The organism is Ideonella sp. P3_A4 (assembly GCF_056403075.1).
Genome location: NZ_JBFUGE010001383.1, coordinates 1 through 510 on the forward strand (window position 1 = coordinate 1; position 510 = coordinate 510).

Below are 510 nucleotides of genomic sequence, written 5' to 3' on the forward strand. Positions count from 1 at the left end.
CATACGACCGATCGATCGTGTTCACATCGATCGGCCGCGAGCGCAGCATGCTGAGATTGGAGTAGCCGGTGCCGAAATCATCGAGCGCGATCTGAACGCCGATCGCACGCAACGCATGAAGGGTGCGGGCAGCGCGCAGCGTGTCGCCTACCAGCGTGGTTTCGGTGACCTCGATACCCAGCATCCCCGGCTCGGCGCCGGTTTCGAGCAGCACGCTTTGAACCTGCTGAGCGAGGTCGCCGCGAACAAGCTCTTGGCTCGAGATATTGACGCAGACGCGCAGCCCGGCCATTCCAGCGCGCCGCCAAGCAGCCGCTTGCGCACAGGCCGCATGCAAAACCCAGGCGCCGATCGCGGCGATCTGGTCGGTGAGCTCTGCGACCGCAATCAACTCCGAAGGCGGCACGGCCCCCAAGGTCGACGATTGCCAGCGCAACAAGGCTTCGACGCCATAGATCGCGCCGCTTTGCAAGTCCACCTGGGGTTGGTAGTGCAGGCTCAGTTCATTGC

Annotated in this window: 1 protein-coding gene; it reads right to left on the reverse strand. The window is 63.7% G+C overall.

Translation table 11 applies throughout. The annotated features are described in order from the left end of the window. A partial coding sequence (locus AC1DYI_RS38120) for an EAL domain-containing protein (protein ID WP_477209227.1) occupies nt 1–478 on the reverse strand: 478 nt, incomplete at its 3' end. Nucleotides 479–510: the final 32 nt, after the last annotated feature.